13 protein-coding genes are annotated in these 14,614 nt (G+C 64.7%); 11 read left to right on the top strand and 2 right to left on the bottom strand.

Annotation, left to right across the window (positions count from 1 at the left end):
* Nucleotides 1-79 precede the first annotated feature (79 nt).
* The 9 genes from ACVIIV_RS05715 to ACVIIV_RS05755 all read left to right on the top strand — a co-directional run bounded on the left by ACVIIV_RS05715 (nucleotide 80) and on the right by ACVIIV_RS05755 (nucleotide 10,450).
* Nucleotides 80-2,080, top strand: coding sequence for an ATP-binding protein (locus ACVIIV_RS05715; RefSeq protein ID WP_456748670.1), 2,001 nt, complete (start codon nucleotides 80-82; stop codon nucleotides 2,078-2,080).
* The gene (locus ACVIIV_RS05720; RefSeq protein ID WP_456743320.1) at nucleotides 2,050-3,795 is read left to right on the top strand and encodes an ATP-binding response regulator; all 1,746 of its coding nucleotides are present in this window, start codon (nucleotides 2,050-2,052) and stop codon (nucleotides 3,793-3,795) included. Before ACVIIV_RS05715 ends, ACVIIV_RS05720 begins: the two co-directional genes overlap by 31 nt.
* A gap of 10 nt (nucleotides 3,796-3,805) precedes the next feature.
* Nucleotides 3,806-4,543, top strand: coding sequence for a response regulator (locus ACVIIV_RS05725; RefSeq protein ID WP_456743321.1), 738 nt, complete (start codon nucleotides 3,806-3,808; stop codon nucleotides 4,541-4,543).
* A 435-nt stretch (nucleotides 4,544-4,978) separates the two neighbouring features.
* Entirely contained in the window at nucleotides 4,979-5,590 is a 612-nt protein-coding gene (locus ACVIIV_RS05730) for a sigma-70 family RNA polymerase sigma factor (RefSeq protein ID WP_456743322.1), read from the top strand.
* Nucleotides 5,591-5,993: 403 nt separating this feature from the next.
* Nucleotides 5,994-6,692: a cytochrome c biogenesis CcdA family protein gene (locus ACVIIV_RS05735; protein ID WP_456743323.1), complete on the top strand. Its 699-nt coding sequence runs from the start codon at nucleotides 5,994-5,996 to the stop codon at nucleotides 6,690-6,692.
* A gap of 31 nt (nucleotides 6,693-6,723) precedes the next feature.
* Nucleotides 6,724-7,287 carry a redoxin domain-containing protein gene (locus ACVIIV_RS05740; protein WP_456743324.1) on the top strand — a complete coding sequence of 188 codons (564 nt, stop codon included), beginning with the start codon at nucleotides 6,724-6,726 and terminating at the stop codon, nucleotides 7,285-7,287.
* A gap of 103 nt (nucleotides 7,288-7,390) precedes the next feature.
* Nucleotides 7,391-8,365 carry a hypothetical protein gene (locus ACVIIV_RS05745; RefSeq protein WP_456743325.1) on the top strand — a complete coding sequence of 325 codons (975 nt, stop codon included), beginning with the start codon at nucleotides 7,391-7,393 and terminating at the stop codon, nucleotides 8,363-8,365.
* Between the two features lie 366 nt (nucleotides 8,366-8,731).
* Nucleotides 8,732-9,325 (top strand): L,D-transpeptidase, encoded by a 594-nt coding sequence (locus ACVIIV_RS05750; RefSeq protein WP_456743326.1) that lies wholly within the window; start codon nucleotides 8,732-8,734, stop codon nucleotides 9,323-9,325.
* An 87-nt stretch (nucleotides 9,326-9,412) separates the two neighbouring features.
* On the top strand, nucleotides 9,413-10,450 hold the full coding sequence (locus tag ACVIIV_RS05755; RefSeq protein WP_456743327.1) for an amino acid ABC transporter substrate-binding protein: 1,038 nt from the start codon (nucleotides 9,413-9,415) through the stop codon (nucleotides 10,448-10,450).
* 267 nt (nucleotides 10,451-10,717) lie between these two features.
* Here the strand turns inward: ACVIIV_RS05755 and ACVIIV_RS05760 are convergent, their stop codons facing one another.
* Nucleotides 10,718-11,857, bottom strand: a complete 1,140-nt coding sequence (locus tag ACVIIV_RS05760) for an acyl-CoA dehydrogenase family protein (protein WP_456743328.1) — start codon at nucleotides 11,855-11,857, stop codon at nucleotides 10,718-10,720.
* Between the two features lie 151 nt (nucleotides 11,858-12,008).
* Complete coding sequence (locus tag ACVIIV_RS05765) at nucleotides 12,009-13,223, bottom strand: acyl-CoA dehydrogenase family protein (protein WP_456743329.1); 1,215 nt, start codon at nucleotides 13,221-13,223, stop codon at nucleotides 12,009-12,011.
* Between the two features lie 139 nt (nucleotides 13,224-13,362).
* Between ACVIIV_RS05765 and ACVIIV_RS05770 the strand changes: the two genes are divergently transcribed.
* Both ACVIIV_RS05770 and ACVIIV_RS05775 read left to right on the top strand, forming a co-directional pair.
* Nucleotides 13,363-13,908 (top strand): carboxymuconolactone decarboxylase family protein, encoded by a 546-nt coding sequence (locus tag ACVIIV_RS05770; protein ID WP_456743330.1) that lies wholly within the window; start codon nucleotides 13,363-13,365, stop codon nucleotides 13,906-13,908.
* Nucleotides 13,909-13,998: 90 nt separating this feature from the next.
* Nucleotides 13,999-14,490 (top strand): VOC family protein, encoded by a 492-nt coding sequence (locus ACVIIV_RS05775; protein ID WP_456743331.1) that lies wholly within the window; start codon nucleotides 13,999-14,001, stop codon nucleotides 14,488-14,490.
* Nucleotides 14,491-14,614: the final 124 nt, after the last annotated feature.

Consider the following 14,614-nt stretch of genomic DNA (forward strand, 5'->3'; position numbering starts at 1 on the left):
GTTGGCTGGGCTTGGACATCACGAACACGCGGACAGGCCGCCCGGCCCGATCGGGCAGCTGCGCGCGCGACTCGTCGGCATGCTGCGGGCGGTACCGATCCGCTGGCGCATCCTGTCGATCGCGGCGCTGAACTCCGCCGTGGTGGTGGTGCTGGTGGGAATGATCTGGAACGGCGCGCAGGTGCTCGGCTCGGCCTGGGACGACGTGCGCCAGGTGCGGGAGTCCGACCGGATCCTGGCGCTGCTCGAAAGCGAGACGGGGCGGCTGCAGAACCTGATCCACCGCTACATCAACCAGCCGAGCCCGGACCTGTTCGCCGAGATCCTCCTGCTGCGCGAGGCGGTGTTGGGCACGCTGACGGGCCGCGCCGCCAAGGACCCGATGCTGTCGGGCTCGGTCGAGGAGCTGGAGCGCACCACCGACCGTTTCCTCAATGGCTTCGGCGAGCTGCGCAGCGTGCAGGCGACCATCGCGAAAACCTATGAGGAGCAGGTGCAGGGCCCGGCCAGGGACATGGCGGGCCTCTATTCCATCATCGAAGGCGCCACCGGCCATCGCGACGCGCTGATCTGGCCCTCGCTCGGCAAGTCCCGCGAGGCCTTCACCGCGATGCTGGTGGCGGCCAATTCCTATTATCTGTCGCAGTCATCGGGCGCGGCCGACGACGCGCGCCGCCACACCGAGACGATCGAGAAGACCATTCCGGTCATGATCGATCTCGCCGACAACGACCTCCAGAAGATGGCCTTGCGGCGGCTTGCGGCCCGCACCATGGCGCTGCGGGAGGGCTTTGCAAAGCTCTCCGAGCAGCTGGCGAGCCGCACCGAGCTGCTCCGCAACACCATCGATGCCAGCCAGGCCGAGGCGATCGGCGCCATCGACGACCTCTCCACCAAGATGCGCAAGCGCGAGCAGAAGGCGCAGGAGACCTTCGATCGCACGCTGGCCGACATTTCCCGCCGGGTGCTGTCGATCGCGATCATCTTCCTCGGCATCATCCTCACCGCCGGCGTCTTGATCGCGCTGTCGATCCGCCTGCCGCTGCAGCAGATCATGGCGGCGATGCGCGCGATCACGCTCGGCGACCTCGACCGCGAGGTGCAGGGCACCAAGGCACGTGACGAGGTCGGCGCCATGGCGCGCGCGGTGGAGGTGTTCCGGGAGAACGCGATCGCCAAGCGCGAGACCGAGGACGAGCTGCGCGCCTCGAAGGAGAAGGCCGAGAGCGCACTGCTCGAGCTCAATACCGCGCAGCAGAATTTGATCGACGCCGAGCGGCTGGCGGCGCTCGGTGGCCTGGTTGCCGGCGTCGCGCACGAGGTCAACAACCCGATTGGCATCAGCCTCACAGTTGCCTCGAGCTTTGCCCGGCGCACCGAGATCTTCGAAGCCCAGCTCAAGGGCGAGGGCGGCCTGCGCCGCTCGCAGCTGGAAGAGTTCGTGCAGTCCTCGCGCGACGCCTCGCAGCAGCTCGTCGCCAATCTCCAGCGCGCCGGCGAGCTGATCCAGTCGTTCAAGCAGGTCGCGGTCGACCGCTCCCATACCGAGCGGCGGCAATTCTCGCTGAGCGAAGCCACCGACCAGATCATCGCCAGCCTGCGCCCGGTGCTGAAGCGCTCGCCGATCACGCTTCAGGTCGACGTGCCCGAGGGGCTGCTGCTCGACGGCTATCCCGGCTCCTACGGCCAGATCCTGACCAACCTCTTCCTCAACGCGGCCAACCACGCCTTCGCCGACGGGCGCGCCGGCACGATCGCGATCTCGGCGCGGCCGCGCGGGGCCGACGATATCGAGATCATCTTTAGCGATGACGGGGCCGGCATGACCCCGGACGTGCAGCGACAGGCCTTTGACCCTTTCTTTACCACCCGGCGCAATGAAGGCGGCACGGGACTTGGCCTGCACATCGTCTATAACCTCGTCACCCAGCAGCTCGGCGGCCGCATGATGCTGGAATCCAAGCTGGGACAAGGCACTACTTTTCGCATTATCATGCCCCGGGTCGCCAAGGGCGGCGCGCAAAGCACAGAAAGTGACGGATCTTCTCAATGGCCGAACAGGACGATGTCCTCCACCTGATCGACGATACCGGTACCGCGTCGGAGGATAGCAACGCCCGAAAATGGAAGATCGCCGTCATCGACGACGATCCGGCCGTGCACGACGGCACGCGTTTTGCTCTCTCGGACTATAGCTTGAACGGCCAGAGCCTGGAGATCCTGTCGGCCTATTCCGCGGCGGAAGGCCGCAAGCTGATGGCCGCGCACAGCGACATCGCCGCCGTGCTGCTCGACGTCATCATGGAGACCGACGTCGCAGGCCTCGAGCTGGTCGAGTACATCCGCAACGAGATCAGGAACGAGACCGTGCGCATCATCCTGCGCACCGGCCAGCCCGGCCAGGCGCCGGAGCGGCGCGTGATCGTTCAGTACGACATCAACGACTACAAGGCCAAGACCGAGCTCACCGCCGACAAGCTGTTCACCTCGCTGACCGCGGCGCTACGCTCCTATCAGCAGCTCGAGCGCATGGTGCAGACGCGGCGCGGGCTGGAGATCATCATCGACGCCGCCTCGACGTTGTACGACTTCAAGTCGATGCAGCGGCTCGCCGAGGGCGTGCTGACCCAGCTCGCTTCGCTCCTCAACGTCGATTGCGCCGGCATCCTGGTCCTGCGCGACAATGGCGGCGTCGATCCCGAGCTCTCGGTGCTCGCCGGCAGCGGCTGCTACAGCCGCTTCATCGGCACCACATCCTCGAAGGCGCTCGACCCCGAGCTGCGCGAGATGGTGGAGGCCGCGTTCCAGCGCCGCAAGAACGAATTCGCCGACCACCGCAGCGTGATCTATTTGCGCACCGGATCCGGCCGCGAGGTCGTGGTGCTGCTCCAGGCCGAGCGCGAGCTGTCGGAGACCGACCGCTCGCTGGTCGAGATCTTCTCCTCCAGGCTCTCGATCGCCTTCGACAACGTGATCCTCTATCAGCAGCTGCAGGACGCCAACACCCAGCTCGAAGACCGCGTCGCCCAGCGCACCCGCGCGCTGATGCAGGCCAACCGCCGGCTCTCGGCGCAATGGCTGCGGCTGCAGCGCGCCAACGGCTTCAAGAACGAGATTCTGGGCACCGTCGCGCACGACCTCAAGAACCCGCTCGGCGTCATTCTCGGCCGCACCGAGATGCTGAAGGAGCTGATCTCGACCGGCGCATCGGAAGGCGGCGTGGTCGCCCAGGTCGACCACATCCGCGACGCCACCAAGCGCCTGACCACGATGGTAGACCACCTGATCTCGGATGCGATGGCTGATGCCTTCGACATCACCATTCGCCGCGAGCCGGTCGACGTCGCGGCCCTGGTCAAGGAGGTCGCCGAGGCCAACCAGCCGCTCGCCGTCAACAAGCAGCAGGCGATCAGCGTCACCGCGCCGCCCAACATCGTCACCATGTGCGACACCGACCGCATCCGCGAGGCGATCGACAATCTCATCAGCAACGCCATCAAATACTCGCCGATGGGCGGCAAGATCGGCGTCGTCGTCGCCCATGAGGGCGGCGACACCATCGTCCGCGTCAGTGACGAGGGCGCCGGCCTGTCGCCGGAGGATCTCGGCCGCCTGTTCGGCCGGTTCCAGCGGCTGTCGGCGAAACCGACCGCCGGCGAGAGCTCGACGGGGCTTGGGTTGTCCATCGTCAAGCGTATTATCGACATGCATGGCGGCGAGGTGACCGCCGACAGCCAGGGCCCCGGCAAGGGCTCGACCTTCACCATCACCCTTCCCGCGACCGAGATGCCGTGATCTGAAGACCATGACCCAAAGCCAGCACATCATGATCGTCGACGATGAGGCCCCGGCCCGCGAAATGGTCGGCGATTACCTCAAGATGCACGGCTTCACCGTGACGCTGTGCGACGGCGGCAAGAGCTTGCGCGCCGCGATCCAGGGCAGCATGCCCGATCTCGTCGTGCTCGACCTCAACATGCCCGAGGAAGACGGGCTCTCGATCATTCGCGACCTCAAGAGCCGCATCAACGTGCCCGTCATCATGCTCACGGCGACCGCGAGCCCGATCGACCGCGTCGTCGGGCTCGAGCTCGGCGCCGACGATTACGTGGCAAAGCCTTGCGAGCTGCGCGAGCTGATGGCGCGCATCCGCTCGGTGCTGCGGCGGAGCGGGCCGGCCAAGGCTGCCACGGCCGACGCGTCGGCGGCGAAATCGGACAAGGACCAATTGGTGCGCTTCGGCACCAAATGGCTCGATCTCGAAGCCCAGGCTTTGCGCGACGACGAGGGCAACGAGCATCCGCTGACCGCATCCGAATTCGGGCTCTTGAAGGTGTTCGCGGCCAATCCGAAGCGCGTGCTGTCGCGCGAGCGCCTGCTGGAATTGGCCAATGCGCGCGATGCCGAGGCGTTTGATCGCGCCGTCGATCTCCGCATCATGCGCATCCGCCGCAAGATCGAGCCCGACCCGGCAAAGCCGGCAGTGATTCGCACCATCCGCGGCGGCGGCTATCTGTTCTCGCCGGCGGGCGAGAAGGCGTAAGAGCAGCCACACTCACTCCCCGCCGTCGTCCCGGACGAGCGCAGCGATGATCCGGGACCCAACCACAGGGAGTGGTTGTGACGCCAAAAGGGTAACTCCGAGTCTTCGCCAAATTTCTCCCTGTGGTTATGGGTCCCGGGTTCGCTTCGCGCCCCGGGACGACAGGAGAGTGATTAGCGCGACCGAACGCAAATCTCCGGGATTCGTTCCGTGGCGCTCCCGTCCGCCCCAAAACACCCACGCCCGTATTTCCCGTATATTGAAATTCCACGATTTTTTGCCCCGAATGTTTCGCCATCCCAACTTCGACGAAACAATTTGGCAGCGCACGAAACCATTTTCCGCTTTTCGTGCAGACGTCCCGAAACGTTGGCTCATTAACACTTTGGTCCAAGGAAACGCCGCTCGGTTGCGGCGCTACGGGGAGCCAAGTCCATGCGGAACGTCATTGCCATCAACGCCCAAGCCAGCCAGAGCATCATTGCCGCTCAGGCGACCTCGGACGACATGCTGCTCGAAAGCATCGCCGACGGCAACCGGACCGCCATGCACATTCTCTATTGCCGGCACAGTGTGCGAGTGTACCGCTTCATCCTGCGCATCGTGCGCGATGCCACAACGGCGGAAGACCTTGTCAGCCAGGTGTTTCTGGACGTGTGGCGGACCGCCGGCCAGTTCCAGGGCCGCTCGCAGGTCTCGACCTGGCTGCTCTCGATCGCCCGCTTCAAGGCGCTGACCGCGATGCGCCAGCGCCGCTTCGAGGACATCGACCAGGAAGACGTGCGCCAGATTCCCGACGATACCGATACGCCGGAGACCTCGCTCGACCGCAGCGACACCAGCGCCATCCTGCGCGCCTGCGTGCAGAAGCTGTCGCCGGCGCATCGGGAGATCATCAACCTCGTCTACTACCACGAGAAATCGGTGGAGGAGGTCGGACGGATCATCGGCATCCCCCAGAGCACGGTGAAGACACGGATGTTCTACGCCCGCAAGCAGCTCGCCGATTTGCTTAAGGGCGCCGGCGTCGATCGCTTCGCCGCTTAAGCACAATGACTTCAAAGGGATAGGACTGAGCTTTCGGCCCTATCCCGGACACGGAAGTGTTACCGCCGACGAAACAATTGAAACAACGACAACATCAGGCGGAAAAACTTCCCTCCTATAAAACTCCCATACGGTTTCGTTAAACCTCCCAAGACCTCCAGCGACCCGGACGATGCCCCGTCCGGGTCGTTTTGTATTTGGGGCCAGGCTCTTGACGCGCGCTCCCGCCTCTTCCGCTCGCGGGAGAGGCCGACGAACCCCGGGCGATGCGAAGCATCGTCCCGCGTGCGGCGGTGAGGGTTCTTTCCTCTGGGGGAGTGTCCCCGTCACGAAGGCGTGACGCCGCGTAACGATCCGCGCATCCATCCCGAACTGCCCTCGTGACCTCCCTCACGAGTGCCTCATGCTCGACCTGATCCTCGCTCTCCTTGCCGGCATCCTTACCATCGCCGCGCCATGCACGCTGCCGATGCTACCGATCCTGCTCGGCGCCTCGATCGGGCGCGCCGGGCATCTGCGCCCTGCGATGATCGCACTCGGCTTCGTCGTTTCCTTCTCCGCCGTCGCGCTGCTGCTCGGCGCGATCACGCACCTGTTCGATTTCGATCCGAATGTGCTGCGCGAGGCCGCATCCATCCTGCTGCTCGGCTTCGGCCTGTTGATGCTGTGGCCGACCCCGTTCGAATGGCTGTCGATCCGGCTCAATGGCTGGCTCGGTCTCGGCAGCTCGAACAGCGCGCAGCGCGAGGGCGCGGTCGGCGGGCTTGTGCTCGGCACCACGCTGGGGCTGGTGTGGACACCCTGCGCCGGCCCGGTGCTCGGCTCGATCCTAACGCTGGTGGCGACGTCGAAGAACGTTGCCTGGGCCGGGACGCTGCTGGTTGCCTACGCCATCGGCGCGGCGATCCCGATGCTGGCGATCGCCTATGGCGGACAGGCCGCGACGGCGCGCGTGCGTAGCCTCGCGCGCATCTCGCCGCGGCTGCAGCAGGGTTTTGGCGTCGTCGTGATCGGCTTCGCGGTCGCCGCCTATTTCCAATACGACACGCTGATCGTGGCGTGGCTTACCGGCTTTTACCCCACCGGCCAGATCGGCCTGTGATCACCCCTCATCTTCACCGGAGGACGCTTCTATGACCCTCAAGCTGCTCGCCGTTTCCGCCGCATTGATCGGCATGGCCGTGACCGGCGCCGTGATCCCCGGCATCTGCAACGAGGCCGCGCGCGCCGCACCTGTCGTCACAGCTGCCGCGGTCCAACAGACCGCGCCCGACTTCACCGGCATCACCAATTGGTTCAACTCTAAACCGCTTGCTATCGCCGATCTCCGCGGCAGGGTCGTGCTGGTCGATTTCTGGACCTATGGCTGCGTCAACTGCGTCAACACGCTGCCGCACGTCACCGAGCTCCATGCCAAGTACAAGGACAAGGGCCTCGTCGTGGTCGGCGTGCACACGCCGGAATTCCCGTTCGAGCGCTCGGCCGCCAACGTGCAGGCCGCGCTGAAGCGCCACGGCATCACCTATCCAGTGGCGCAGGACAACGATTCGAAAACCTGGAACGCCTATCGCAATCAATACTGGCCGGCACAATACATCATCGACCAGACCGGCAAGATCGTGTTCCAGCACGCCGGCGAAGGCCGCTACGACGAGATCGACCGCACGGTGGCAAGGCTGCTGAACGTCGACAGCTGATACCGCACGGACATCGCGCGGCGGGTTTCAGTTGTCGCCCTTGTTGCTTGACTCCACGGACCCGTCCGTGGAGTTTCGCGGGCGAAGCAATCAGCCGCCCACAATGGACGACACGCCCAGCCATAGCGACATTCGCCTTCGTGAAGGCTCCTCGATCGCGCAGCGGCTGGTCATGTCCGGCTTTGCGGTCGCCGTCGCCCTCTGCTTCACGCCCGGCCTGTTCACGCGCGATACCTTGGAAATCATCATCTCGCTGATGGCCCTCCTCGTGGGGGCGGGATTCGTCGTCGGCATCATGATGGCGCCGGCGGTGGTGTGGATCATCACGCCGAACGAGATCCTGATCGGGCAACAGCGTCCTTTCGGGAAGCTCCGCACGCGGGTCGTTCCGAAAGACGACATCAGCGGATTGCAGGTTCCAGGCAGCAAGAGGGTGAAGGCCCGTTTCCAGCTGGCCTTCACGCTGGCCTCCGGGGAACGCCTGACCTCCCCGCCGATTTCCGACGTCACCCATGTGCGCGACACCGTGGCGCGGATCGCCGCGCAATTCGGCGTTCCCAACGTCGAGACACCCAGCAATCCGCTCGATGCCAGCAATCCCGAGATGCATCTCGGCGAACCGCTCGAGCCGTTTCCCGCAAGGGACATCCGGATCGTTGCCTTGATCGCGGTCGCCTTGTGCGCCGCTCCCTATGCCTACAAGCTCTGGCGCGGCCTGGCGCCCAGCCACGTCGACATCCTGCTGCTGCCGCTAGGCGCGATCGCCGCATTCGCCGTCTATCGCTACGCCAACCTCGCCACCGGTGCGTTCTGGATCATCCGGCAGAACGATATTCGCGTCGAGCGCCTGTGGGGCGACGGCAGCTTGCGCGCCGACCATATCGAGGGGACCGACGTGAAGGCGATCACGGTCGAGCGCCGTGGCCGCTCCGAGGACGAGCACTGCATCGTCGTGATCCGGTTGCATTCCGGCCGACGGTTTCGCAGCCCCCGCATCGGGTCGCGGGTCGAGGCCCGCGCCGTGGCGACGGAGATCGTGCGGCGGCTCGGGATCGCGGCGGAGAGCAACAAGATCTGATTGGCGCACAGCGCTCATCGTCGGAGGTGGTCTTTCCGCGAACTCGGTCTGCGCCTCTCCCGCTTGCGGGAGAGGTCGCGCCGAAGGCGCGGGTGAGGGTTCTTTCCTCTTGGGGACTGTCCCATCGCGGAAAACACCCTCTCCCCGACCCTCCCCCGCAAGCGGGGGAGGGAGCGCACTACCACTGCGGCCTCAATCTATGCTTTTCGCGCCATCCCCTGTTCGTGGCATTGCGCCAAGCCCGTCAAAAAACCAAAGCATTCTCGTGACATGCCAGGAGGGCGCGCCATCAACTTGCCATGAACTTGCCCCTCAGGTTTGATGGTTCCGAATTGATTTGCGCTGTGGCAGCGGGGAGAGCTTGAAATGACGGATTTTCGTCGCCTGACCGGGATTTTGATGGCTGCGATGGGACTGATCCTGTCCACGCCGCACGCCTTCGCCCAGCAGCCGGATCGCGGCGACGAGCCGGGCCTGATCGCCGACGACGGCTACCAGCTCGATCCGGAATGGCAGAAGCAGGTGGTCTACTTCCGTACCACCGAACCGCCGGGCACCATCATCGTCGCGACCGCCGAGCGCCACCTCTATCTGGTGCAGCCCGGCGGGCGCGCGATCCGCTACGGCATCGGCGTCGGCCGCGACGGTTTTCAGTGGCAGGGGCTGGTGACCATCACCAACAAGAAGGAGTGGCCGGACTGGACGCCGCCACCGGAGATGATCCAGCGCCAGCCCTATCTGCCGCGCTTCATGGCCGGTGGCCCCGGCAATCCGCTGGGCGCCCGCGCCATGTATCTGGGCACCACGGTCTATCGCATCCACGGCACCAATCGTCCTGACACGATCGGCACCAAGGTGTCCTCGGGCTGCTTCCGTCTCGTCAACAACGACGTCGCCGATCTCTACGATCGTGTCCCTGTCGGCACCAAGGTCGTCATCCGGCAGAAGCCCGAACTCTAAGGGCTATGGCTTGAGCATGATCGCACCGATCATGCTCTGACCCCTCCTCCAAATTCCTTTTCCCGATCCTTTCGAGAGAGAGACATCATGCGTACTTTTCGTGGCGGCCTGCTGATCGGGCTCGCGATCGCCGTCCTGGTCGGCGCCCTCGCCATCATCTATGAATTCTACGACACCCGCACCCTGAAGCGCACCGTTCGCCGCGGCGAGGTGCTGTGCGGCGTCAACAAGGGCCTGCCGGGCTTCTCATATTCCGAGGACAACAAGAACTGGACCGGCTTCGACGTCGATTTCTGCCGCGCGGTCGCCGCGGCGATCTTCAACGATCCGGGCAAGGCGAAATTCATTCCGCTCGACGCCGGCGAGCGCTTCAAGGAATTGCAGAGCCGGAAGGTCGACATCCTCTCGCGCAACTCGACCTGGAGCATGGCGCGTGAGCTCGACTACGATCTCTATTTCCCTGCCGTCGCCTATTACGACGGCGCAGGCTTCATGCTGCCGCGCTCGCGCAACAAGGAGACCTCGCTGGATCTGACCGGCAGCAAGGTCTGCGTGCAGGCCGGCACCACGACGGCGCTCAACGTCGCCGATTACTTCCGCGCCAACAACATGAAGTATGAAGAGGTCAAGTTCGACAACCTCAACGAGGTCGTGAAGGCCTACGACACCGGCAAGTGCGACACGCTGTCCGCCGACGTCTCGCAGCTCTACGCGCTGCGGATCAACCTGTCCAAGCCCGGCGACAACATGATCCTGCCGGACATGATCTCCAAGGAGCCGCTCGCCCCCGTGGTGCGCCAGCGCGACGACGACTGGATGATGATCGTGAAGTGGACGCTGTATGCGATGATCAACGCCGAGGAGTTAGGGGTCACCTCGGAGAACATCGACCAGGCCCTGAAGTCGAAGAAGCCGGAAGTGATGCGCCTGGTCGGCACCGAGGGCAATTACGGCGAGCAGCTCGGCCTCACCAAGGACTGGGCCGCGCGCATCATCCGCCACGTCGGCAATTACGGCGAGATGTACGAGCGCAATATCGGCGAGAAGTCCAAGCTGAAGATCCCGCGCGGCATGAACCAGCTGTGGAACGCGGGTGGCGTGCAGTACGCGCCGCCGATGCGGTAAGCGGGACAGTCTCTCCGCCGTCATTGCGAGGAGCGCAGCGACGAAGCAATCCAGACTGCCTCCGCGGAAAGACTCTGGATTGCTTCGCTGCGCTCGCAATGACGAGCTTGGGGCGAGCGCTCGCCACACTCTCAACTGTCATCGCCCGGCTTGACCGGGCGATCCAGTATTCTGAGACGTCAGTCGCATGCGGAGCGGCCGCGGCGTACCGGATCGCCCGCCTTCGCGGGCGATGACACCGCGTGTGACTCTCCCTTCAGCCCGAGCTCAATACCCTCGCGCCCGCGCCAGCTGCTCGGTGTGGTAGTTCGCGTCGCCGAACAGCTCCTCGCACACCCGTGCGCGCTTCATGAAGAAGCCGATGTCGAACTGGTCGGTCATGCCCATGCCGCCGTGCATCTGCACGCCTTCCTGCACCGCGCGCGTGGCGGTGGTGCCGGCGCGGGCTTTTGCGACGGCAACGCTTGATGCGGCCTTGGCAACATCGGCGTCCAGTGCCTGCAACGCCTTCATGGTGGCGGCGCGGGTGATCTCGATGTCGACATAGAGCTCGGCGGCGCGGTGCTGCAGCGCCTGGAATTCGCCGATCAGCTTGCCGAACTGTTTTCTGCTCTTGAGGTACTCGACGGTGAGGTTGAACACTTCATCGCTGAGGCCGACCATCTCGGAGGCGACCGCGCCGCGGCCGATATCGAGCACGCCCTCGAGCAGGCCAGCGGCCTGATCGACTTCGCCGAGCACGCTGTCGGCATTGACCTCGACATTGGCGAATTCGATCCGCGCCGCGTTGTGCGCATCGACCATGATGGTGCGCTCGATCGCCACGCCCTTGGCTTTGGGATCGACCAGGAACAGCGTCAGGCCATCGCGCTCGCCGGCGGAACCCGCGGTACGCGCGACGACGATGAGCAAATCAGCGACATGGCCGTCGACCACCAGCGCCTTGGCCCCATTGAGCTTGAATCCATTGCCGGCGCGCACGGCCTGCAGGCTGGTCTGGAGCGGGCGATGCTTGGCGCCTTCGTCGATCGCGAGCGTTGCGAGCAGCGAGCCATTGGAAATCTTTGGCAGGTACTCCGACTTCTGCGCCGCATTGCCACCGCGGCTCAGCGCCGACGCCGCGACGACGCTGGTGGCGAGAAACGGCGACGGCATCAAGGTGCGACCGATCTCCTCCATGATAATTCCGGCTTCGACGAAGCCGAGGCCGCTGCCGCCGAATTCTTCCGGCACGAGCAAGCCGGCAAAACCCATCTCGGCAAAGGAATGCCAAAGCTCCTTGGAGAAGCCGTTAGGGTCCTTGCTGTCGCGCAAGTGGCGCAGGTGCGAGACCGGCGCCTTGTCGTTGATCAGCCCGCGCGCGCTATCGCGGAGCATGGATTGTTCTTCGGTGAGGACGAGGGCCATGGTACAAAAATCTCTAACGTCTGGCGGAATGCTGTTTGTTGTTGTCATTCCGGGGCGATGCGCAGCATCGAACCCGGAATCTCGAGGTTCTCAGGTGCGCAATTGCGCACCGTAGTTCGGTCCTGCGGACCGCCCCGGAACGACGGCGGGGTTAGGCCCCCGGCAGATCCAGGATGCGCTTGGCGACGATGCCGAGCATGACCTCGCTCGTGCCGCCCTCGATCGAGTTGGCCTTGGTGCGCAGCCAGGCGCGCGGGCGGGCGCCCTGCTTGGAGCGCTCGCTCTCCCATTCTAGCGCATCGACGCCGCCGGCCGACATCAGGATCTCGTGGCGGCGCTTGTTGAGCTCGGTGCCGTAATATTTCATCGCCGAGGAGAAGGCCGGATGCGCCTGCCCGGCCTTGGCGAGATCGACCGCGCGCTCGGCGCAGGCCGCGAGCGCGGCCTCATCGACGTCGAAGCGCGCGATCTGGCCGCGCAGCATGGCATCGTCGAGCCTGCCTTGCCCATCGGTGCCGACGGAGTCGGCCGCGATCTGGCCGAGCGGCCGGCCGACGCCGCGCTCGCCCATCCCCGAGATCATCGCGCGCTCGTGCTGGAGCAGATATTTTGCGACGTCCCAGCCGCGGTTGACGGTGCCGACCACATGAGACTTCGGCACGCGGACGCCGTCGAAGAAGGTCTCGCAGAACGGCGAGTAGCCGGAGATCAACAGGATCGGCTTGGTCGAGACGCCCTTCGAGGTCATGTCGAACAGGATGAAGCTGATGCCGTCGTGCTTTTTCGCGGCGGGATCGGTGCGGACCAGGCAGAAGATCCAGTCGGCGTAATTGGCGTAGGACGTCCAGATCTTCTGGCCGGTAATGATGAAGTCGTCGCCGTCGCTCTCGGCGCGGGTCTGGAGCGAGGCGAGATCGGAGCCGGCGTTCGGCTCGGAATAGCCCTGGCACCAGCGGATATCGCCCGCGGCGATCTTCGGCAGATGCTCCTTCTTCTGGGCGTCGTTGCCGTATTTTAGGAGCGCCGGCCCGAGCATCCAGATGCCGAAGCTCGACAGCGGCGGACGCGCGCCGATCCGCGCCATCTCGGCGCGCAGCACCTTGTGCTCGGCGGCGCTGAGGCCCCCGCCGCCATATTCCTTCGGCCAATCAGGCACGGTCCAGCCCTTGTCGCGCATGCGCTCGAACCAGATGCGCTGCGGCTCGGACGAGAATTTTGCGTTGCGCCCGCCCCAGAACACGTCGGCGTCCGACGTGGCGGGCTTGCGCATCTCCGGCGGGCAGTTGGCTTCCAGCCAGGCGCGCGTCTCAACGCGGAATTGCTCGAGATCGGCGGTTTCAGAATCGCTGGTCTTGGAGTCGGTCATTGGTCGTTTCCATCACTCGAAATTCGACTTGTTGGGCACGACTCTGGGCCAAGCCTCCGCGGAATTCAACCACTTCCGCGAGCCGCATTCGGCTATAGTCGCCGCAACGGCGGTGCTTGAAAACAAAGAGGAAACGACAATGCGCCTCAAACTTCTTTCGCCTGGCGAAATGAACGAGAGTCAGCGGCAGACCTATGACGAGTCGATTGCCGGCAAGCGCGGCAAGCCGCCGGCGCCGATGATGGCCTGGCTGAGCAGTCCGGAGATGGCCCGTCATGCCACGCGGCTCGGCGAGGTGCTGCGCTTCGACACGATCTTTCCCGCAAAGCTCTCGGAGATCGCGATCCTGGTGACGGCGCGGCACTGGACCGCGCATTACGAATGGTATGCGCATAAGCGTCTCGCGCTCGCCGGCGGCATGAAGCCTGAGATCATCGACGCGATCCGCGACCGCCGCACGCCCGACTTCGACGATCCCAAGGGGAAGATGATCTACGATGTCGCGAAGTCGCTGCACGAGGGCCACGGCGTCGAGAAGGGCTTGTATGATGAGGCGGTGAAGCTGCTCAGCGAACGCGGCGTGGTCGAGGTGATCGGGTTGTGCGGCTATTACACGCTGGTGTCGATGACGCTGAACACGTTTGAATTTGGGCTGCCCGAGGGCGAGGTGTCGGAGCTCGCTTAGTTTTCCCATTCAGAAACGATGGGTTTCGGGATGGGCAATAGCACTGTCCCGAGGCTCGCCTTATGTGGAGTTCTATCAACGGAGCATTCCATGTCGCAAAGCCCAGTCGCCGCCGGCACCAGGATCGGCCACGTCCATCTCAAGGTCGCCGATCTCGATCGCGCGCTCGACTTCTATTGCGGCGTGCTCGGCTTCGAGCTGATGCAGCGCATGGGCTCGGGCGCTGCCTTCATCTCGGCCGGCGGCTATCATCACCACATCGGGCTCAACACCTGGGAGAGCAAAGGCGGCTCGCCGCCGCCGCCTGATGCGACCGGGCTCTATCACACCGCGATCCTCTATCCGACGCGCGCAGCGCTGGCCGATGCGCTACATCGCGTGCTCACGGCCGGCATTGCGCTGGACGGCGCCAGCGACCACGGCGTCAGCGAGGCGCTGTACTTGCGCGATCCCGACCAGAACGGCGTGGAATTGTATTGGGACCGGCCGAAGCAGCAGTGGCCGTTCGGGCCGGATGGGAAGCTCGCGATGTTCACCAAGCGGCTGGATGTGGAGGCGTTGTTGAGGCAGCGGGAGGCGTGAGCTCCGCTCTCTCCTCGTCATTGCGAGCGCAGCGAAGCAATCCAGAATCCCTCCGCGGAGGGATTCTGGATTGCTTCGTCGCAAGGGCTCCTCGCAATGACGGAGTATGTTGAAACGCCGTCGC

Source organism: Bradyrhizobium sp. USDA 4354, assembly GCF_054060315.1.